General features: G+C 48.8%; 21 protein-coding genes. 9 read left to right on the top strand and 12 right to left on the bottom strand.

The window, feature by feature from the left end; all coding sequences use genetic code 11:
• The 4 genes from rfbB to MEFOE_RS11865 are packed head-to-tail and all read left to right on the top strand — an operon-like array spanning position 1 to position 3207.
• Complete coding sequence (gene rfbB / locus MEFOE_RS11850; RefSeq protein WP_067052352.1) at positions 1–966, top strand: dTDP-glucose 4,6-dehydratase; 966 nt, start codon at positions 1–3, stop codon at positions 964–966.
• Positions 939–1763 carry a dTDP-4-dehydrorhamnose reductase gene (rfbD, locus tag MEFOE_RS11855; protein WP_067052354.1) on the top strand — a complete coding sequence of 275 codons (825 nt, stop codon included), beginning with the start codon at positions 939–941 and terminating at the stop codon, positions 1761–1763. The genes rfbB and rfbD overlap by 28 nt, the downstream gene beginning before the upstream one ends.
• Positions 1760–2482: a sugar phosphate nucleotidyltransferase gene (locus MEFOE_RS11860; protein ID WP_067052356.1), complete on the top strand. Its 723-nt coding sequence runs from the start codon at positions 1760–1762 to the stop codon at positions 2480–2482. Before rfbD ends, MEFOE_RS11860 begins: the two co-directional genes overlap by 4 nt.
• A gap of 50 nt (positions 2483–2532) precedes the next feature.
• Positions 2533–3207: a class I SAM-dependent methyltransferase gene (locus tag MEFOE_RS11865; RefSeq protein WP_067052358.1), complete on the top strand. Its 675-nt coding sequence runs from the start codon at positions 2533–2535 to the stop codon at positions 3205–3207.
• 40 nt (positions 3208–3247) lie between these two features.
• Here the strand turns inward: MEFOE_RS11865 and MEFOE_RS14570 are convergent, their stop codons facing one another.
• Positions 3248–3472 carry a hypothetical protein gene (locus MEFOE_RS14570; protein ID WP_235809632.1) on the bottom strand — a complete coding sequence of 75 codons (225 nt, stop codon included), beginning with the start codon at positions 3470–3472 and terminating at the stop codon, positions 3248–3250.
• A 354-nt stretch (positions 3473–3826) separates the two neighbouring features.
• Here MEFOE_RS14570 and MEFOE_RS14575 point away from each other — a divergent pair, with 354 nt between their 5' ends.
• The 3 genes from MEFOE_RS14575 to MEFOE_RS13850 all read left to right on the top strand — a co-directional run bounded on the left by MEFOE_RS14575 (position 3827) and on the right by MEFOE_RS13850 (position 7618).
• Positions 3827–4732, top strand: a complete 906-nt coding sequence (locus MEFOE_RS14575) for a lipopolysaccharide biosynthesis protein (protein ID WP_235809633.1) — start codon at positions 3827–3829, stop codon at positions 4730–4732.
• Positions 4687–5796, top strand: coding sequence for a glycosyltransferase family 2 protein (locus MEFOE_RS13515; RefSeq protein WP_201785198.1), 1110 nt, complete (start codon positions 4687–4689; stop codon positions 5794–5796). The genes MEFOE_RS14575 and MEFOE_RS13515 overlap by 46 nt, the downstream gene beginning before the upstream one ends.
• Before the next feature lie 454 nt (positions 5797–6250).
• Positions 6251–7618: a hypothetical protein gene (locus tag MEFOE_RS13850; RefSeq protein WP_153015965.1), complete on the top strand. Its 1368-nt coding sequence runs from the start codon at positions 6251–6253 to the stop codon at positions 7616–7618.
• Between the two features lie 35 nt (positions 7619–7653).
• Here the strand turns inward: MEFOE_RS13850 and MEFOE_RS13520 are convergent, their stop codons facing one another.
• The 7 genes from MEFOE_RS13520 to MEFOE_RS11905 form a co-directional block, all read right to left on the bottom strand.
• Positions 7654–8787, bottom strand: coding sequence for a glycosyltransferase family 4 protein (locus MEFOE_RS13520; RefSeq protein WP_083523461.1), 1134 nt, complete (start codon positions 8785–8787; stop codon positions 7654–7656).
• An 85-nt stretch (positions 8788–8872) separates the two neighbouring features.
• Entirely contained in the window at positions 8873–9970 is a 1098-nt protein-coding gene (locus tag MEFOE_RS11880) for a glycosyltransferase family 4 protein (RefSeq protein ID WP_067052364.1), read from the bottom strand.
• Positions 9971–10059: 89 nt separating this feature from the next.
• Positions 10060–11148, bottom strand: a complete 1089-nt coding sequence (locus MEFOE_RS13855; protein WP_153015967.1) for a hypothetical protein — start codon at positions 11146–11148, stop codon at positions 10060–10062.
• 10 nt (positions 11149–11158) lie between these two features.
• Positions 11159–12214 carry a phosphoenolpyruvate carboxykinase (ATP) gene (locus MEFOE_RS11890; RefSeq protein WP_153015968.1) on the bottom strand — a complete coding sequence of 352 codons (1056 nt, stop codon included), beginning with the start codon at positions 12212–12214 and terminating at the stop codon, positions 11159–11161.
• Between the two features lie 8 nt (positions 12215–12222).
• Complete coding sequence (locus tag MEFOE_RS11895) at positions 12223–13668, bottom strand: B12-binding domain-containing radical SAM protein (protein WP_067052369.1); 1446 nt, start codon at positions 13666–13668, stop codon at positions 12223–12225.
• Positions 13665–14624, bottom strand: a complete 960-nt coding sequence (locus MEFOE_RS11900; protein ID WP_067052371.1) for a glycosyltransferase — start codon at positions 14622–14624, stop codon at positions 13665–13667. The genes MEFOE_RS11895 and MEFOE_RS11900 overlap by 4 nt, the downstream gene beginning before the upstream one ends.
• Before the next feature lie 90 nt (positions 14625–14714).
• Entirely contained in the window at positions 14715–15698 is a 984-nt protein-coding gene (locus MEFOE_RS11905) for a glycosyltransferase family 2 protein (RefSeq protein WP_067052373.1), read from the bottom strand.
• Positions 15699–16109: 411 nt separating this feature from the next.
• Here MEFOE_RS11905 and MEFOE_RS11910 point away from each other — a divergent pair, with 411 nt between their 5' ends.
• Positions 16110–16373: a hypothetical protein gene (locus tag MEFOE_RS11910; RefSeq protein WP_067052376.1), complete on the top strand. Its 264-nt coding sequence runs from the start codon at positions 16110–16112 to the stop codon at positions 16371–16373.
• A complete protein-coding gene (locus tag MEFOE_RS11915) occupies positions 16370–17944 on the top strand; it encodes a DUF4129 domain-containing protein (RefSeq protein WP_067052377.1) in 1575 nt (524 codons plus the stop codon). Before MEFOE_RS11910 ends, MEFOE_RS11915 begins: the two co-directional genes overlap by 4 nt.
• A gap of 137 nt (positions 17945–18081) precedes the next feature.
• On the opposite strand, the gene MEFOE_RS14775 is transcribed toward MEFOE_RS11915, so the two are convergent.
• From MEFOE_RS14775 to MEFOE_RS11935, 4 genes are all read right to left on the bottom strand, one after another.
• Positions 18082–18228, bottom strand: a complete 147-nt coding sequence (locus tag MEFOE_RS14775; RefSeq protein ID WP_083523463.1) for a type II toxin-antitoxin system HicA family toxin — start codon at positions 18226–18228, stop codon at positions 18082–18084.
• Between the two features lie 65 nt (positions 18229–18293).
• Complete coding sequence (locus MEFOE_RS11925; RefSeq protein ID WP_067053288.1) at positions 18294–18518, bottom strand: type II toxin-antitoxin system HicB family antitoxin; 225 nt, start codon at positions 18516–18518, stop codon at positions 18294–18296.
• 183 nt (positions 18519–18701) lie between these two features.
• Positions 18702–18974, bottom strand: coding sequence for a type II toxin-antitoxin system RelE family toxin (locus MEFOE_RS11930; protein ID WP_067052379.1), 273 nt, complete (start codon positions 18972–18974; stop codon positions 18702–18704).
• Between the two features lies 1 nt (position 18975).
• Positions 18976–19179 (bottom strand): hypothetical protein, encoded by a 204-nt coding sequence (locus MEFOE_RS11935; protein WP_067052382.1) that lies wholly within the window; start codon positions 19177–19179, stop codon positions 18976–18978.
• Between the last annotated feature and the right edge of the window lie 149 nt (positions 19180–19328).

Genomic DNA, 19328 nt, shown 5'->3' on the forward strand with positions numbered 1-19328 from the left:
ATGCAGCACCTCCTCGTCACCGGCGGCTCCGGGTTCATCGGCAGCAACTTCATCCGCCATATGCTCGCCCGGCACCCGGACCTCGATATCGTCAACCTGGATGTCCTGACCTATGCCGGGAACCAGGCGAACCTGCAGGACATCCAGGACGATCCCAGGTACACCTTTGTGAAGGGCGACATCTGCGACGCCTCCCTCGTCTCTGCGGTGATGCGGGAGCACGCCATCGACACCGTCGTCCACTTTGCCGCGGAGAGCCATGTCGACCGCTCGATCGCGGACGGCTCGGCTTTTGTCAGGACCAATGTGCTCGGCACGCACACCCTCCTCCACGCGGCGCATATGCACGGGGTCGAGCGGTTCGTCCACATCTCCACCGACGAGGTGTACGGGAGCACGGTCGACGGCTCCTTCAGGGAGACAGACAACCTGAACCCTTCAAGCCCGTACTCCTCCAGCAAGGCCGGGTCAGACCTCCTGGCACGCTCCTATTTCATCACCCACGGCCTTCCGGTGATCGTCACCCGGTGCACCAACAACTACGGGCCGTACCAGTTCCCTGAGAAACTGATCCCCCTCTTCGTGACCAACCTCCTGCAGGGGAAGAAGGTGCCTGTCTACGGCACCGGCAAAAACATCCGCGACTGGCTCTATGTCCTCGACCACTGCCGCGCGATCGACTTCGTTCTGGAGCACGGCGAACCCGGCGAGGTCTACAACATCGGCGGCGGCGAGGAGAAGACGAACCTTGAGATCACCCACAGGATCCTCGACCTCCTCGGGAAGGACGAGTCGTACATCGAGCATGTTCCGGACCGGAAAGGGCACGACCTCAGGTACTCGCTGGACTACACAAAACTCAGGGCCCTCGGCTGGGAGCCGGAGTATGACTTCGAGACGGCGCTGAAGGCGACGGTCAGGTGGTACGTGGAGAATGAATGGTGGTGGCGGCCATTACTCCACTGAAGGTCCTGATCATCGGGGCCTACGGGATGCTCGGGCACGACCTGCAGGCGGCCTTCCCTGCGGCCACGCTCTGCGGCCACCAGGACCTCGACATCACCGACGAGGCCGCGGTGGAGAGGTACATCCGGAGGGTGAGGCCCGCCCTCGTCATCAACGCCGCCGCCTACACCGACGTGGACGGCTGCGAGGAGAAACGGGACCTCGCCTTTGCCGTCAACGGCGAGGCGCCTGGCCACATCGCCGCCGCCTGCCAGGAGGTCGGTGCGATTCTCGTCCACTACAGTACCGACTATGTCTTCGACGGCGCGAAGACGTCGTATGTAGAATCAGACAAAACGAACCCTATCAATGTCTACGGGGCGTCGAAGCTCCGTGGCGAGGAGGAGATCGCGCGGTGCATGGACGACTACCGGATCATCCGCACCTCCTGGCTCTTCGGCCTCCACGGGAAGAACTTCGTCGACACGATCCTCGGCCTCTCGCAGAGGATGGATCAGGTGCGGGTGGTGGACGACCAGGTGGGCAAGCCCACGTACACGCGAGACCTCGCAGAGAAGACGGCGGAGATCGTCGGGTGCCCCCCCGGCATCTACCATATCACCAACGACGGCGTCTGCTCCTGGTACGAGTTTGCCAGCGCCTTCATCGACAACGCCGTCCCCTGTTCGAGCGCAGAGTTCCCCCGCAAGGCAAAGCGGCCCGCGTACTCCGTGCTCGTGAACACGAAGACCCCCCCTCTCAGGCACTGGAGGGAGGCTCTTGCCGACTATCTTATAGAGAGACGTGATCGATCATGAAAGGAGTCATTCTTGCCGGCGGGACGGGTTCCCGCCTCTACCCCCTCACCAAGGTGACAAACAAGCACCTGCTGCCCGTCTATGACAAGCCGATGATCTGCTACCCCCTCCAGACCCTGATGGACGCCGGGATCGACGACATCCTCATCGTCTCCGGACGGGGGCATGTCGGCCACTTCCTCGAACTGCTGGGCTCCGGTTCAGATATGGGTGTGAGACTCTCCTACGAGATCCAGGAAGGGGCCGGCGGCATCGCCCAGGCCCTCGGGCTTGCGAAGCGCTGGTCCAACGGCGACGACCTCGCCGTCATCCTCGGCGACAACATCTTCGAGGACTCGGTGAGGGATGCCGTCGAATCCTTCGAGGGTGGGGCGCGGGTCTTCCTGAAGGAGGTGCTGGACGCCCACCGCTTCGGGGTCGCCGAGGTAGCGGGCGACAGGATCGTCTCTATCGAGGAGAAGCCGGAGAAGCCGAAGTCGAACCTCGCTGTCACGGGGTTGTACCTCTACGACCACCGGGTCTTCGACGTCATCAAGACGCTCAAGCCCTCGGGCCGGGGCGAGCTTGAGATCACCGACGTGAACAACGCCTATATCGGGCAGGGTGAGATGGGTTTCTCGGTGCTCCGCGGGTTCTGGAGCGATGCCGGGACGTTTGATAGTTTGTTGAGGGCGAGTCAAATGGTTAAAAAACATATGAGAGATGAAAAAGTAAATTAGGTTATTCGAGGATAAAAATTACTGAAATTTAAAAATGAAGGAGAAAAGAGATGACAAAAGAGGATATGTACAATGAAAAGAGTAATATTTACTATTCGAATATTCGATGGGATATAATCGACCTAATACCAGAAGGGAATCATAAAGTACTGGAAGTTGGGTGTGGCGCAGGGAATACCCTGATAAAATTAAAAGAGATCCATAAAGCCCAGGAGATATATGGTTTGGAAATGAATGAAGAGATCGTACAAGGACATATCAAAGATATCAACAAAGTGATTGTTGGAGATATCGAACAGATAGATCCATCATTTCCAGAAGAATTTTTTGATTATATCATATTCGGGGATGTCTTAGAACATTTAATTGAACCAGAAAAGATTTTGAAAAAATACACGCGGTATCTTAAAAAGAATGGAATGATTGTTGCAAGCATCCCCAACATAAAAAATTATACTGTACTGTTCGATTTATTAGTCCGAGATAAATTTGAATACAAAGATTCAGGCATCTTAGACCGGACTCACTTGAGATTTTTTACAAAGAGAGAAATAATCAACATGTTCGAGAGGTCTAACCTGGATATATCGAAAATAAGATCAAATCTTAGTTTTCCAATGAATATTGTAGACAAAATGCTGGGCCATTTTATAAGTCGTCACAGACTGCCTAGTTCTTCATTTTTCACGATCCAATATATTGTCTGTGCAAAGAGGATGACATAATTTTTCAGTAGTGCTTTTTATCGTTATATAATTCATACTTTCAAAGAACCAAAGGAGTAAGCACGTGGATCTTCACGCCAAGGACAGTAGCAATTTTAACCTCAAATCTTTCAGTAGTGATGTCCTGATCTATTCCTTTGGACAGGCCGTTCTCCTGATCTTTGGATTTTTCCAGAGCCTGATCATCCCGAAATATCTCTCCACAGTAGACTATGGCTACTGGCAACTCTTCCTCCTCTGCGCGACTTATGTGGGTATCCTCCATCTCGGATTCCTCAATGGCATTCTTATTCGATGGGCAGGAAAAAACTTTGAAGATCTCAAAGACGAAATCCCCATGGCCTTCAGGTTCATCCTTCTGGAACAGGGAGTCATTGTCGGCATCCTCATGTTGATTGCAGGATTGATCGATATACCATCAAAAGAGATCGCTTTCACTGTGCTGGCTAATGCCATCATTGTTAATCTGATCACATTTTTTATTATTATTGCTCAGACAACAAGAAACTTCAAACTTATTACCAATGCCAATATTGGAAAGGGGTTATTATTTCTTATACTCATTCTGCTACTCTTCCTTGGTGGTTATTTCAGTTATCTTCTATTGATCCTTGCGACCATGGCCGCCGGACTTATTGTAGCAATAGTGTTTGTCTTCTACCTGCGGGGCAGCCTTTTTCACCATAATATCTGCAGAGTCTCTCTTTTCCAGTATGGTAAAGAAAACATCGGGATCGGAATTTTTATTCTGCTGGGTGACTTTATCGCACTTATCTTCACGACAATCGACCGCGTGACCGTCGGATCGTTCTTCCCCATCACCCAGTTTGCCATCTACGCCTTTGCCATGACCATGTGCGGCCTCGCCACAGTCTTTCTTCAGGCGGTGGCGCAGGTCTTTTTCCCCTATCTCGCAGGTTCGAGCGGCGAAACCAGGACAAAGGCGTACACTCTCCTCAGGCCTGTTCTTGTGATCTTCTGGGCGGCGGTGCTCGCGGTCTATTTCCCCTTCTCCGTCTGGATCAGGTACTACCTCCCTCACTATGCTGATAGCCTTTCCCTGATGGCGATCCTCCTCTGCACGGTCGGGTTCAGCGGGCAGATCAATATCCTCCATGCCAACTTCTTCAAAGTCTACCGGAAACAACGTGCATACTTTGTTCTTGCGGGAGTCTCCCTCATCGGGGCGATTGTCCTCAACCTCCTTGCCGTGTTCCTCTTCGGTACGCTCACGGCAGTGGCTGCCACAGCGGTTGTCAGTTTCAGCCTCTGGTACCTCCTCAATGAAGCAGCGCTCCGGCACCTCGTCGAAGTGCCGCTGAAAGAGATTGTCAGGTGGGCGCTCGTGATCAGTGCGTATATCGGCGCCTTCCTTGGTGCCTATGCAGTGTCTGAAACATGGGTCATTGGGTTTTGTATCTATGCTGTACTCTTTGCCGGGATCACCGCCGTTTGCCTCCGCAGGGAGACGGAGCAACTGTGGAGCATGTTCAGAGAGATAATAAAACGGAAGGAAGATGTCTGATGGTGTGCAATAGAAAGAATGGTATGGAAACAGCCCCCCGCGTCTCGATCATCATTCTGAACTGGAATGGATGGAAGGATACGATAGAGTGTCTGGAGTCAGTCTATCAGATTACGTATCCAAATTACGATGTTATTGTTGCAGACAACGGTTCTGAGAATGAATCAATAGAGAAAATCAAGGAGTACGCTGAGGGGAAGTTAGAAGTAACATCAAAATTTTTTAAATACTCGGGAGAGAACAAGCCATTCTGTTATATTGAATACACGCGTGAAGAAACTGAGGCGGGTAGTGGGAAAGAGGGGGAGATTAACGATCTCCCATCCTGGAAAAAACTCATAATAATAAAAAATGGGAAAAATTACGGCTTTGCTGAAGGAAACAATATTGCTATTAGATATGCCCTAAAAACGCTAAATCCCAAATACGTTCTTCTATTAAACAATGATACTGTTGTTGATAAGAGATTTCTTAACGAATTGGTAAATGTTGCAGAGTCCGATAGAAGAATAGGATTTGTCGGACCAAAAACATACTATTACGATCATCATGGGCGAACCGACGTGATCAACTTTGCAGGCGGAAGGCTTGTAATGTGGAAAGGAAAGTCCATCCATATCGGTTTGAATGAAATTGATCGAGGACAACACGATGGTATCGCTGATGTTGACTATGTTGAAGGATCTTGCCTTCTTACACGACGGGAAATTTTAGAATCCATAGGTCTCCTTGATCCAACTTATTTTTTATATTGGGAAGAAACAGACTGGTGTATGCGGGTTCATAAGGCAGGATTAAGATTAGTGTATGCCCCAAAAGCAGAGATATGGCATAAAGTCGCCGCATCTAGCAAACCTAAATCAAATCCAGTAATAGAATACTATTGCACGAGAAATAGATCTCGATTTATAATGAAAAATGGATCAACATTAGATAAAACAATGTATAGCATGTATCTATTTGGATATTTGTCGATATCCAAGATTTTTGCGTCACTTCTGTTCTACCGAGATCTTGAAAGGTGTCGATTTGTCCTAAAAGGATTATTAGACGGATTCCGATAACATGGAAGTATTTATGATACAGCGAGATAGATCACATCAAAATGAAAAGAGGAACTTGTTCCTTGTGTTTGTGAACTAAAATTGAAGAAGTATTACCATGTCCAACAGAGATAATATTTCACAAAGAAGATTTTTCTTTTGCCTGTCAATTTTATCTTGGATTTTAATTGCAGTTATTGCATTCTATTTTAAATTTTTTCCCACTCTAATAAATCCTCTCTTTAGTGATTTATTTATTGTAACACTGATATTCTCTTTACTTCTCTCTCTGGTCATCGGTTCATTTATGATAAAATATTCTAATCAATTATTCTTTTTTCTACCCCAGTGCCTCTTGATTTGTTTTTTTGCGAGGAGCGTCCGATCTCTGCGATCTTCGTATCCTCCATTGTGGGATCCGTATGCCTTTTTAGCGGCATTCCTTAACATCCACACATTTGGAACTCTGGAACCTATGTATAGTTACTGGGGAACTGTAATTGCGGGCTTAATTAAGTGGCCCTCAATGTTAATTATTACCGAGTCACTATCCAGAGTTGCTGGAATTAATTATCTGTGGCTTTTTGAATATCAGGAGCCTCTCCTTGGTATGATCTTTTTTTTAGCGATATTTGTGTTGGCATATTATCTCTCTAAAAATTATGGAGTGGCTCTATTATCAGGGTTAATTTCATCTCTTGCTTCACATGTGATCTTTTATCAGTCCGAATATCACTACCAAGGCTATGCATATATAATGTTTGTATTTTTACTCATTTCATTGCTGGCAACTTGCAGATGTAAAAATCAGTCCAGGTACAAAATACTTGCAATTATATTCACTTTTGCCTGCGCATTTTCCCATTATTTTTCGTCTCTCTTTATTTTATTCATTCTAGGAGTGTTTTTTTGTTTTGTAAATCTCATTTCAGTGTTTAATCAAACATTTTCAAATTCTCGGTTAAACATAATAAAAATAAATAATCCCACTAATCTCTTTTTTTTTATATCGTTTATTCTCGTTATAAGTTATCATCTGTTTGTTTATCCCAAGAATATCGAACAGTATATAGATATGATTCTTAGTGCAGACCCATATCACGCTTCTCTAATTACCAGTGGGAAAGGAGGAAAAATCGTCCCTTTTCCAACGAATATCATCCATGGTATCCGGTATGTCTTACTCCTTCTGGGATTTACCTCCATTCTTTATGCAATACGAAAAAATAAAACGGATGAGATAATATTAGGGATCATATGTGCAACATTAGTATTTTTGGGTATTTTGGGGAATACATTAGTTTATCTTGAAGTAGGTCGAATAGTTGCTTTTTACGAAGTTTTAATAGGTATTTTTGCGGCTTTAACCTTATTCCGACTACGAAATCTTTGGCTCAGAGCATTGAAAAATCAAAAATTAATAACCGCAATACTATGCATTGTTACAGCTGGTATTGTAACATTGACTTTTTTTGGTGGACATTATATCCCAGATTATTATTTTAAAAGTTTGGATCAAAATAATTATTATTGGTGTAACAATGATTTGCCTGAGATGCAGGAATATAAATACGCAGGGACATGGGTCCATAATTATGCTCCAGAAAATTCTTATTTCGTTTCAATAGATAGTTCAGATTATTTCATTTACTCTGCCATTTTTTTCTGGGGGCACGTGAGTTATGAGAACCACGTAAAAAATCGGGCATACCTTCCAAAGGATTTGAATGAACCAATATTTACCCTCTCTAATCGAAGAAATTTTAGTTCGGGGAAAAAAAGGATTATGGATGTAACAAATAAGTTATACTCCAACGAAGAGATAGAAATGACCGCATATTAACTGATGTCATAAATAGATTATATTCTACACAGGTTTCATGGGATCATATTTGTAGAGAATATTTTTATTATGGCATTGCCAAATTCAACAATATCTCCCTCGTCAACTAAAAAACCGTTTTTAATCACTTCTCTATGTGGCCCAATATCAAATGCAACAACAGGTTTCCCACAGGCTTGAGCTTCAACTAAAGGCATGTTAAAACCCTCCACCAAAGAACATGTTGCATAGACATCGCAGGCAGCGTAGTAGTATGGTAATTCTTCATCAGACACAAAGCCAGCAAAAATGACACTAAGATCACATGCCCTTGCTAAGTCTTCTGAATATTGATTATCGTAACTTTTGCCAACGACAATGAGTTTAACATTGGGAAGACAGATTTTTACAATTTTGAAGGCCACTATCAAAGAATGAATATTTTTTGTAGGAACGATCCTCCCAACAAAGAGGATCACAGGATCGTCTGATCCGATATGATATTTTGTCCGGATAGGTTCTTCATCTACATTGTTTCTATTAAACCGACTGGAATCAATTTCATCATATATTACTATGCTTTCGATACCCTTTTCATGCTGGAGTATAGCCTTCGAATGATTGCTTATAGAAACTACCTGATCGAATTTTTTAATTTTTTTCCAATTAAAAGGTGAGATGGCCACTTTATAGAGCCGTACCTTCAAAGGTAAGAAACGAGATTCGGCAATGTGGTGATGCCAGTAAATTACCTGAGTGTGATAGAATAATTTAGCAAAGTACGCTACAATCACTAAAGTTTCTTGGTGAACAATGATCAAACTGCTTTTTTTGAGATCTAAACTTATTTTCAATGCTTTCCAAAGGTTAAACGGAAATAATGCGCGGTAGAGAACGTTTAACCTCGAAGCATATTTCTGGACCCAGGAATCAATAATTCTAACATTATATCCTATCGGATCGATATCCGATTCAAACGTATAGACGATGACGGAGTAACCACGTTTTGACAATTCTCGGGCCTGAAATTCGGCAACTCTACTGGCCCCTTCAGATTTTAAGAAATATGATATCAAGATAACAATTGCATGTTGAGATGGATCTCCTGGAAGTACTTCTCTAATGAATTCAGAGAATTGATTATCTCCTAGAAATGATATCCTAGATACAGAATTAATTGGATCGTCCATCTTTTTCCCTCAATAAAGATAAACCCATATTTGCTCTAAAGATTGTGAATCTCTCACAACCTCCACTCAAAGCATAAATTGACAATTAAGTAATCCTTATTGAGACTTCCCGATAAATTCTCATCGTCTTCTTTGCAACACTTTCCCAGGATAACTCCTCCGCTTTCTTTCTCACGTTCGTTTCCATCATAGTTCTCAAATTAGGATCTGCCAACAACCGGATGATCGCATCTGCTAATGCCAGAGGATCACCTGGAGGCACAAGCAGCCCTGTCTTGCCATGTTCAACTGCTTCGTCAAGCCCGCCGACATCGCTTACAATAACGGGTTTTCCAAATGCATAGGCAACATTGAGTACCCCACTCATCCCACTCATCTCTGTATAGGGCAGTACCACAAGAGCTGAGCGCTGGAAGAGGGAGGCGACAAGGTCGTCAGGTATGAACTCATTGTGGACCTCAAGTGTTGATCTGTCGCAGACCTCCATTAAGGAGTGATACGGTGAAAGATCTCCCTCTCCGGCGATGATCACTTTAAGACTTGGAATCTGTTTGACAATTGTTGGAACTGCACTGAGAAGTATGTCTAATCCCTTGTATTCTCGGATATTCCCAAAAAAAAGAACTGTATCCTTTTCTTCAGGAATTTCTTTTTTGTAATGGGTAAAGAAATCGTACGTGCCATGGGGGATTACTACAACATTTTTTTTCTCCAGATGTCGTGCTGCCAGTAGTTCTTCCCTGTCATTTAGGGTGTGCACAATAATTTTTTTGAACGATAGGAACTGTTCAGAAAAGTTCAGGACATACTCTTCAAATATTTTCTTAAAGAGTCCAGAATTCGAATAGAGCCCATGTTTTGTATATACTATAGGGTATTTTCTATCAATTCTATTGATGAAAAGAAAGAAGGCAAGTGGCGGTATAAGAGGTGTTGTGATATGAATAATATCTGGATCTATTTTTCCGATAGTTTTGATTCTCCTGAATGAAATGAGAGCAAATAGGTTCTGAAAAGAGATTACTTTTCTTAAATGGTTCATGGAGAAGTCCAGATGATCAAATAGTTTTATTATCGTTATCTTTTTTGAGAAATAGTCTGCAGGGATGTTGTTGCTGCCAACAACTGTTACATCAGCATTCTCAGCGACTGCATTCGCTATCTCCGCTGTATACTGGGGCATGCCTCCCCAATCGTAGGGGAGAATATACAATATCCGCATCCTACCCACTTAACCCTATTGTCCTCTCATACGTTAGTCATTTCCAGTGCCTATCGCCTTGAGTAGCAATGCTCTTTTTGGAGCTCACTGAAATACGTTCTAAAGTTAGCTTTTAGATTGACTATTTTAAATATTTCAACGATTTTTGGGATAGATTCTTTTATAATATCATTAGTTTCTGGGAAATTAAAACTACTTCTGTTGTGGAATATATATGAATAGGCACACATCATATCAAAAAAATAATTTGGTATATCCAAATCGGAGGTATTGTTTAGATTGCATAAGCTTTCGGCAAGGTTGTTATTTATTAATGAGCATGTTGTAGCATCATAATGATCTGAGACTTTAGTTAGATCAGAAATCGAGCCCTGAACTTTATCTACCAAACTAATCGATCTTATTTCTCCTTGTTCCGCAATATTAAATTTACTCATTAGTTTATGAGATCTTTTCATAATGAATACTGCAGCCTTTATTTTCTCGATAAATGTACCGTGCTCTTTTGAATAATCACTAACAAGTAGGTGATTAAATAAACCAAAATATCTCAGAAAACTATACGCGATTCCATTTTTTATTATGATCTTATCGTCCCCAAGATATGAATATTCCAAGTTGTTGATGCTATATGCGATAGCAGATGTTTTTGATGATCCACTTCTTCCAGAAAATAAAAGCGCTTCGTTTTCATCATTACAGACAGCTGCTACATGCAGAAGGCAGTAGCCTTTTTTTGCCAATATATAATCTATGAGAGATTCAAGATAAACAACCTGAGAGAAGTTGTTGGGAGCTACAACTCCTCGTAGGGACTTATGTATCCAACAAAAATTGATGATTATTTCTTCAGTTTCAATACCGTTGATTTCAACCTGCCATTTTGCCAGGCCTTCCTGCTCTCTGCAGTAGATGTAGTCTTTTTTAATATGATATTTTCTGAAGACAATATCACATTCACTATTATTCGGCTTGAAAGGACCAACATTCAAAATAATATCGGGATCTTGCACTGATTCAACCTCAAAATATGAAAAAGGGAAGTTGAAATCTGGGAGATAGTCGTTCCCGTCGTCACATACTATCTGGAATGTCAGGATATCATGGATATTGTAATTTTTGACAATTCTCTTTCTCATGCGATCACCTCTAAAGCGTATCCAGAATCGTCTCTTTCAGCCACTTGTGAACCCTCTGATAGTCTTCCGGGCGTAACCTGATCTCATAGGCTTCAATGTCCTTTGGAATGTTTGCCTGTAAGTTCTGGGCATACCGATCAAGATCCTTTTCCAGTTCATTGGAAGGATAGATCGTGGAATAATTATATACATGCCTGAGGAACCGCCTGTTTTCAAAAAGCTGGTTTGTATAAAAGTGATCAATGACCTTTTCTGTGTCAATCGGGGTTATTTCATATTTGTAACTCGGTTGAATACATATAATGGTTTTCAGTCGAGATTTTCTCCCGATATATTGTGGGAATACATCTCTGGACTTAAGATAGACAAAACCTCCAATATATCCGAGAGTCACAGTTTCAAGGAACCGATTGAGAGAAAGCCCCATCCGGTTTTTTCTGCTGATTATATCTGATATATATTGTATGTTCCCCTGTTTAAATCCTGGGCACTCGGGAAATTCGAAGGTGTAACCATTATGAATGAGTATTCGATCGTCCCCTAAGAATTTGAATCCCTCTTTCAGGCACGACAGCGAAAAAGATGTTTTTCCCGCACCGCCAGGCCCGGTAAACAGTATTGAATGATCGTTCTTGCATACGCCAGAGGCATGTAACGAACAGATCCCTCGTTGATTTAACATAAAATAAACAATGTAATCGATGACCTGCTCATGAATAACCCGATTTCCAAAAAAATTGGGTTGAATCCGAAGTAAGATTGGCTTCTCTTTATCTGACTTGTTGAAATTGGATAACTCAAACTGATATTTTGCGATTTTATATTTAAAACTCCCAAACAGGTAATCATCTTTGACTTTATATATGTCATTTTCAACAAGATTGCAATCGATTTGAGGGGTAAATTTTCCAAGTTCTATGACTAAATCCGGTGTATCAAACGTCTTAGATGTAGAGAAATAATCATAATCTTTTTCGAACAAACTAACCTGTCGTGAAAGATAATCTCTCTTATCTTTTAAGGTGATATTCAATGAATTATGGAGTGAATAGTGTCTTTCTATCATGTTAACACTCACTTAGATACATACCCCAAAAACATCTTCGTGGAAAACCAGAGTCTTTTCACTTCAGCGACAGCGTTTTTCCTGCAGACCTGCCTCATCGCCAGCGGCACATATCCCGGCGAGAGATAGTATCCCCGCAAGATCTCATTCGCCTCGCGTACCATCTCTTCGTTGCTCAGGGCAGGGTAGGAGAGGATCGCCTTCTGGTGACCTTCATCATCGAGGTACTCGTTGGGATCATCAGTGAGAAGATATCCGTTACCCTTACACCAGACATAAAACTCCGTTCCCGGGAAGGGAGATGCCACGGCAACCTGCAGGATGTCGGGCCTCACCTCACGGATGAGTTTCTTCGTCTGCTCGATCGTCTCTTTGGTTTCCCCCGGCAGCCCGATGATGAAGTCCCCATGAACAAGCAGCCCTGCCTTCCGGGCATTCTCTGCAAATGTTCTGATCTGATCGGTGGTGATCCCCTTCTTGATCGCCTGCAGGATGGAATCAACACCGGATTCATACCCCGCAATGAGCAGACGGCAGTTCGCCTTCTTCATCGCCTGCATCGTCTCAAGGTCTAGGGTGTTTGCGCGGGCATTGCAGGACCAGGTGACCGAGAGGCCGCGTTCCTGATAACCCTTACAGAACTCCATGACCCGTTCTTTGCTGATGGTGAAGGTGTCGTCCTCGAAGAAGACTTCCTTGACCTTCAGGTTGGCCTCGATCCAGGCAAGCTCATCCAGTACGCTGGCGATGCTTCTCACGCGATACTTCCGTCCGGTGAGAGTCTGTGGCCAGGCGCAGAAGGTGCACTGGTTTGGACACCCCCTTCCGGTGAATATCTGGACCTCAGGGTAAAGAGATTGCCCGAGAAAATAGTCCTCGATATGGAGATATTTTTTGTAGACTTTCGAGACAAAGGGGATTGTATCGAGGTCTGCCGAGGTGGAGAATTCACGATCAGGGTTGTGAACGACCTGGCCGTTGACTCTGTAGGAGATGCCTTTGACAGAGGAGAGGTCACCAGCGTCTTCAAGAACCCTCGCTAGTTCCCGGAGCGTAAAGTCGTACTCCCACCGAACAACAATATCAATTGCGGCATGCTTCAGGATCTGTGCCGCATACTGGGACGCCGGGGGGCCGACAAGAACCGTCGTTATCGCAGGATAGCTATCCTTCACGGCCTCTGCAACGCTGATATCATTATTGAGGCTGGGGAAACTGGAATCGATGACCAGAATATCTGGATCAAATTTGCCTATATCATCTATGACATCCTCTATCTTCCAGTTCCATGCAGGTGCATCGACAAGCCGCGTTTCATGCTCCTGTTCAAGGAGTGCAGTTGCGTAGGACAGCCAGATAGGATAATACAATGTGCCTGCCCTTCCCGTGTCCTGCCATCGCGCACTCCTCCCGAAATGAGGGAAGTACGGGGGGTTGAGAAGATAGATCTTCATGGAGAACTCCTTTTCGTGATGCTTGCGACGGTGCCTGTCCAGAATCCGAACATATAGGCAATGTGTTCAAGGAGATAGACGATCGGAACTGAGAGGAGATAATCCGCTTTTCTGACTTTTCCAAAAATGGCGATGGTATATGCCCCTACTATTCCTGCATAGATCACAACTAGGGCAGCGGATGCAAGTGGGGCAATAAATGCAAGCAGCAGGATCCCGATGGCTGCCAGAGGCGGGACGACCTGAAGGTCCCAGAGGCGGTTGATGCCTCGACCATAGCCGAAGAAGTGCATCCGCCTGACAAACTCTACGATCGTTCTCTCCTGGTTATGATGGACGAGGGCATCGGGAGTGTAGACGAGTGTGCCGAGGCGTTGCATCCGCGTGTTCAGTTCGGTGTCTTCATTGATGGAAAGCTTGACATCGAACCCCCCTACCGTCACGAGATCCTTCTTCCGGTACATACTGCTGCAGCCGCTGATACTCCTGACAACCCTCTTACCCGGGAGGACGCGGTCCTGGACCGAGTTTGCACTCCCGAGAAAAGTGTCGAGGGCGAGGGCGATGGACTCCTCCCAGAGGCCGGTACCGATATTTTTGATCCCGCCTCCCACACCTGCTATGCCGTCCTCGAATTCTCGGACGAGGTTTTCAAGCCAGTCCTTCTGGGGGATGCAGTCGGCGTCGGTAAAGGCGACATAGTCTCCCCCTGCCTCCTCAACACCAACCTGGCGGGCACCGCCGACTGTCCCGTAGTCCTCGAAGACCACCCGGGTCTGGAATTTTCTTGCGATCTCAACGGTTGCATCCGTGGAGTGGCCGTCGACGACGATGATCTCATAGGGTTGTAGTGTTTGATTGAGGAGGGCCTGAAGGCAGCGCTCAATTTTTGGCACCCCATTTCTGACCGGGACGACGACAGAGATTTTCTGAGGGTGCAGACGAGAAGAATTCATGGTATCTCTACCTGTGTGATGATCAGAGATGCCGTGACGGTCTCGGGACGTGTGCCAAGGATTATTGCTATCATGTATGTAACTCTGGCCTCAGTGTATGGTGATCTGTTCAGCGTTTTCAGAAGTGTGCGTGCACCTAACTCTCACCCCGCACTGCCCCTGCATAATCTGCACAAGCGAGTACAAAATCATCCCCGCGGTGGCGAGCAGCAACCCCAGGAGCAGGGCGAACAACCCCCCCGTGAAGACGATATAGTGGAACTGGGCGGTCTCGTAGAACTCCGAAAACGTGTAGAGTTCGGCAGCGAGGCCGACAACCGTGAAGACAGTGCCGGGAATCCCGAAGAACACCAGCGGCCGGCGGAGGCTGATCAGCCGGACGATGTTCATCAGCACACCGACCCCATGCGAAACAGGGTTCTCACTTGACGTCCCCTCGATGTCGTACCGCACCGTGATCGGCACCTCGGCGATCCGAAGACCGGCGTCGGCGGCCTGGATCAGGATCTCGGAGCCGGCAGACATGCCCTCGCCGGCGATGTGCACGGCCTCGATGGCCCGCTGGCCGTACGCCCGGAAGCCTGACTGGGAGTCGGAGACCTGGAGGTCGCCGCCGGCGAACTCGGTCATCTCGTCGAGGACCTTCATGCCGACCTTGCGGTAGGCAGGGATGTCGCCCTTCGAGCCGTCGAGGAAGCGGGAGCCGATGACGACGTCGGCGCCGCCGTCGAGTCTGGTGAGGAGGGCCGGGATATCACGCGGATCATGCTGGCCGTCGGCGTCGAGGATGACGAGGGCGTCGGCCCGGACGGCGCGGGCGGTCTCGAAGATCGTGCGCAGGGCCCCGCCATAGCCCTGGTTGGTCTTATGCTGGATGACGAGGGCGCCGAGGGCGCGGGCGATCTCGACGGTGGCGTCGGAGGAGCCGTCGTCGACGACGAGGACGACGTCGACGTACTTCCTGGCGCCGAGGACCGTCTTCGCGATGAAGCGCTCCTCATTGTAGGCAGGCATCGCGGCGATCGTCTGGCCGGGGGGGACCTGGTCGAGAGAGGTGACAGGGAACCCTCCCACTGTCTGCCCTGTCCCATCAGGAGGGAAAGAACGGGCAGACGCCACCCCACTTCCAGCAGGGCAGGGTCCGGCCTGCACCCGATGTACTTCATGTATACTGCTCTGATTCACGCGCACCCACATCCAGATCCCCTCTCTCCCCGCCCCCTACGGACAGGGAGGCCCTCTCCGGCCAGGTTAGGGGGGGCCGGGGAGGGGAGGTTTACGGGATATCAATTATCTGTGGCAATATATAAGGATTGTTTATTCTGTCCCGATGATGAAGAAGTATATTTAACTTCTAATGACAGGGCCAGGGAAAAGGCAGGCAGAACATGGACAGAGGAGCAGGGACGCGCGCAGGACAGGGGCGAGGGGCAGGAAAACCCCTTCGCAACCTTAATCCGGCGCAGGGGTGAAGAGATCAGGGATATGCGCGGTGCCGGCTACATCGGGGCAGGGGCGATCGCCCTGTGGACAGGGGTCGTCGCCTTTTTCATGCTCCTGAACAGGGCCCTCGACCTGGAGGTCTCTTTTGTGCTCTGGCTCATCGGCCTCCTCGCGGTCACGGTGCTCATCGACACGCCTTTTGTCCAGCCGCGGTACCTGAAGGGGATCAAGGTGATCATCGCCGCGGGCGTGATCGTCTTCGGCTATATCGTCGTGATGAAGGTGCTGGAGATCCTGGCGAAATGAAGGGTGCACAGGTCCTGGCCGCCCTCCTGGTGCTGGCCTGCATCGGCCTCCTCGCCCTCCAGGCAGGGGAGCCCCTCCTCTGGACCGCGAAAGATACGGAGAACCCGGCCGAGGCCGACCTCTCGGCAGCAGAAAAAATAAACGCGAAGGGGGCCGCATCCCTCGTCCCCCTGATGCAGGACATACTCGGGCAGGGGAGCACGGTCGTCCTCTCCGTGCAGGTGAAGGACTTTGAGAGTGCAGAGAAGGACCTGAAAGAATACGCAGAGATGACGCACTCGGTGGACAACCTGGTCGTGAACCTCGACCTCACCGGCACAGACATCGACGAGTTCAGGCAGAAGAGCCGGGAGAACCTGGAGAGCCTCACGACTCTCGTCAATGGCACGGAGCGCCTGGAGGAGATCAGGGTCGAGTACAGGGACGAAAAAGATCCGGGGAAGGTCTACTCCCTCGTCTACGAGGGCGAGGCACTGAAGAAGGAGCTGCAGGGGGCGGCGACGACCTATGAGAGGGCGGCGGCGAAGACGGTCGCCATCGGGGAGAAGTACGAGGCCGACACCGCGGCCCACGAGGAGAGCGTCAAAACCTTCCGGGGGATCGTCGGGGAGGAGACGAAAGGGGGAATCGCCCTGCCGCCGCCCGCGCTCGGCCTCGCGATAGAGCCGGGGGAGGCGCGGTTCGGGGACCTCATCACCCTGCGGGGCACGGCGCCGGCAGGAAAGACTGTCGAGGCCTTCGTCGACAGCAGGCAGGCAGGGAGTGCACACTCGACAGGGGTCTACGCAATCGAGCACAGGATCGAGAGAGGCCGGGCAGGCCCGCACCTGGCGTATGTCCAATCGGGCGACGCCGTCTCGGGCCTCGTCGAGTTCACGGTGCTCGCCTCGCCCGCGGACCTCACTCTCGCGGCGAATGAGAGCATGGTCTCCGGCACACTCACCGCACAGGGCCGCGGGGTCGCGGGCGCGAGGATCGCCCTCCTCATCGACGGGACAGAGGCCACGAGACTGACGACAGGGGAGGGGGGGAGGTATGAGGATACCATCAACCTCGCCGCGGGGCGCCACACCCTCCAGGCCGTCTTCTCGGGCGAGGGCTTCCCCCTCGACCCGGCAGAGAGTCCCGAGGTCGTCGTGGAGAGGGGAGGCCTCCCCGTCGCCGCGGCCGCCTTCCTGATCCTCCTTGGCGGCATAGGCGTCGTCCTGTACCGCCGCAGGCGGAAAGAGGAGGACGTGACGCCGGTGCTTGCGGAGAGGCTGGTACCACCTCCACCTGAAGAAGAGGAAGATGTCCCTGTCACCGTCGCCGGCCTCCCCCCTGAGGAGGCCGCAGTCGCCCTCTGGCAGGGCCTCGCGGACGCGGCGGAGAGGCAGTACGGCGTGAAAAACGCCCGCTCCCTGACCCCGCGGGAGATCGCCGCCGCACTCACAGAGACGCCGGCACAGGAGGCGGCGGCCGCCTTCGCGATGCTGTACGAGGCGATCCGGTACGCCGGCCTCCCCTGCGGAGAAAACGAGGTCGCACACCTGGAGGCCCTGTACCACGCCGTCAGGGAGCCTGGAGGATAGAAGAGCAGGAAGGTTTGTCTCGACACTCCCTGCAGGAGAGAGGGGGGGACGCCTCTCCCATCTGTTAGAGGGATATATCGACCGCCTCACACGTCAAATAGCGGGATAATGAGAGATCTCACGGCAGGGGATATCCCTTATCGCAACAGATCAAAAAGGTCTTCTTTCGAGATACAATTCCACTGAGATACCTTTGCGACGATATCGTTCAGGGTGCCCTTTGCGATCTCGTCATGGAGAGGGATCGTGATCCGGTGTTCTCCGGCAGGTGTGTTCTTGCTCAACTGAACATGACTGCCACAGGACGGTATCTCCAGGCGAACCGAGCACCTTCACCAGAAGATTGCCGCTAACAACCGGAGATTTTGGCAATTGAACCAACCTGAAGTTCTGTCAGGGAGACAACCGTGATCTGTTCTCCGGCATCGATATCCTCTTCAAAATGCAGCTCCACTGCATCTTTGATATTGTTCATGAGTTCGTCAAGCGTTGCACCCTGGGTGAAGATGTCCACCCCCATGCCACGGCCACACCAGAACTCACCGTCAGAGTAGATATCGAATTTTACCAGCATCCACCGTACCTCCCGATAGTGCATGGGATGTCTGCGGACATAAATATGACCGGCGGCACGGGGAGAGGCCGTACCGAACATCGCACGCCGGGGACTTGTCAACTACCCCGGCCTGAAGGGCGGGGCTTGAGACTCTATCGTGTCGATAGTTCTCGTATGGGTGGCTGACTGGTAGAATAAGGATCACGGGAATACGGAGTAGATCTCTTCTCTGGATTTGACGCGGTAGAGGATCAGGGTTCCCGTGGCGGTGAGTCTGCACCCGATCCGGTATTTTCCCACTCGTATCCGGTAGAAGTCCTGATATCCCCTCATTTTTTTGAAATCAAAATCGGCATGGAGATCTGTGGAGGCAGGAAGGTCGGTGAATACCAGGTCTTCAATAGACCCTCTCATAGGAGACGGGATTTTCGCAAGATCCTTTAAGAACGTCTTTTTGTAGAGGCACGTGACCATGTCAGACGGAGCCCTGTAATTTTTTGTAATATTTCAGTGCCTCTGCACGTTCGAGGGGTTCTTCGTCGTCGGCTTCAGTGATGTACTGTGCAAGGCCGTAATCTTCGAGGATGGACTCGATCCGTTCAAAAGTCGAGATGTCGAGGATAACGCCGATTGGTCTGTTGTCTTCGGAGATCACATACTGGCGCTTGATTTCAGACATCGTTGTTTCCTGCTACACTGTGCCACCTCCTGCGATATAATACCGATCACCCCGCAGGTGGGTGGGGGCGATCCGCTTCAGAGACCGGCGTTGTGGAGAATCACTCATGAAACGAAGTTTCAAGCGATTCCCCGGAGAGTGCCGCGGTG

Origin of the sequence: Methanofollis ethanolicus (assembly GCF_001571385.1) — an archaeon.
Lineage (GTDB): Archaea > Halobacteriota > Methanomicrobia > Methanomicrobiales > Methanofollaceae > Methanofollis > Methanofollis ethanolicus.

Bases quoted from the DNA above. Each gene is read 5' to 3' on its own strand.
- MEFOE_RS11900 (WP_067052371.1), bottom strand. From the start codon at position 14,624: ATGAATTCTTCTCGTCTGCACCCTCAGAAAATCTCTGTCGTCGTCCCG.
- MEFOE_RS11865 (WP_067052358.1), top strand. From the start codon at position 2,533: ATGACAAAAGAGGATATGTACAATGAAAAGAGTAATATTTACTATTCG.
- MEFOE_RS11930 (WP_067052379.1), bottom strand. From the start codon at position 18,974: ATGGTCACGTGCCTCTACAAAAAGACGTTCTTAAAGGATCTTGCGAAA.
- MEFOE_RS13855 (WP_153015967.1), bottom strand. From the start codon at position 11,148: ATGAGAAAGAGAATTGTCAAAAATTACAATATCCATGATATCCTGACA.
- MEFOE_RS11935 (WP_067052382.1), bottom strand. From the start codon at position 19,179: ATGTCTGAAATCAAGCGCCAGTATGTGATCTCCGAAGACAACAGACCA.
- rfbD (WP_067052354.1), top strand. From the start codon at position 939: ATGGTGGTGGCGGCCATTACTCCACTGAAGGTCCTGATCATCGGGGCC.
- MEFOE_RS14575 (WP_235809633.1), top strand. From the start codon at position 3,827: ATGGCCGCCGGACTTATTGTAGCAATAGTGTTTGTCTTCTACCTGCGG.
- MEFOE_RS11860 (WP_067052356.1), top strand. From the start codon at position 1,760: ATGAAAGGAGTCATTCTTGCCGGCGGGACGGGTTCCCGCCTCTACCCC.
- MEFOE_RS11925 (WP_067053288.1), bottom strand. From the start codon at position 18,518: ATGCTGGTAAAATTCGATATCTACTCTGACGGTGAGTTCTGGTGTGGC.
- MEFOE_RS13850 (WP_153015965.1), top strand. From the start codon at position 6,251: ATGTATAGTTACTGGGGAACTGTAATTGCGGGCTTAATTAAGTGGCCC.
- MEFOE_RS13520 (WP_083523461.1), bottom strand. From the start codon at position 8,787: ATGGACGATCCAATTAATTCTGTATCTAGGATATCATTTCTAGGAGAT.
- MEFOE_RS11915 (WP_067052377.1), top strand. From the start codon at position 16,370: ATGAAGGGTGCACAGGTCCTGGCCGCCCTCCTGGTGCTGGCCTGCATC.
- MEFOE_RS11910 (WP_067052376.1), top strand. From the start codon at position 16,110: ATGCGCGGTGCCGGCTACATCGGGGCAGGGGCGATCGCCCTGTGGACA.
- MEFOE_RS14570 (WP_235809632.1), bottom strand. From the start codon at position 3,472: ATGGAGGATACCCACATAAGTCGCGCAGAGGAGGAAGAGTTGCCAGTA.
- MEFOE_RS11880 (WP_067052364.1), bottom strand. From the start codon at position 9,970: ATGCCCCAGTATACAGCGGAGATAGCGAATGCAGTCGCTGAGAATGCT.
- MEFOE_RS11895 (WP_067052369.1), bottom strand. From the start codon at position 13,668: ATGAAGATCTATCTTCTCAACCCCCCGTACTTCCCTCATTTCGGGAGG.
- MEFOE_RS11890 (WP_153015968.1), bottom strand. From the start codon at position 12,214: ATGATAGAAAGACACTATTCACTCCATAATTCATTGAATATCACCTTA.
- rfbB (WP_067052352.1), top strand. From the start codon at position 1: ATGCAGCACCTCCTCGTCACCGGCGGCTCCGGGTTCATCGGCAGCAAC.